Annotated in this window: 1 protein-coding gene; it reads right to left on the reverse strand. The window is 53.6% G+C overall.

All coding sequences use genetic code 11. The features are described from left to right. A partial coding sequence (locus DWX26_RS16550; protein WP_334295239.1) for a hypothetical protein occupies nucleotides 1-278 on the reverse strand: 278 nt, incomplete at both ends.

Here is a 278-nt window from a genome sequence, read left to right on the forward strand (position 1 = left end):
AGCCCGTAGGTTTCTTCCAGATAGAGAAGCAGATACTTCATGTCCGTATCGTTCAGGGCGGTGCTTTCTCTGTGGAAGCCGATGGGCTTTATGATGTCCTTGCGGTCAGTTAGAATGTTGTATGCGATAGCCCCGGAAAGCAGAGGGTCACGCTGGAATACGGTCAGGCAGTTCCGGATGCTCTGACGGACACCGCCTTTCTCGGTGGTTTCCAGCCCCGCCTTGATTTCCTCAATGCTCTGGGGCGGCTGCATGGCGTTCATGGTGTTTTTTAGTTC

The organism is Blautia sp. AF19-1 (genome assembly GCF_003479155.1).
Classification (GTDB): Bacteria; Bacillota; Clostridia; order Lachnospirales; family Lachnospiraceae; genus Fusicatenibacter; species Fusicatenibacter saccharivorans.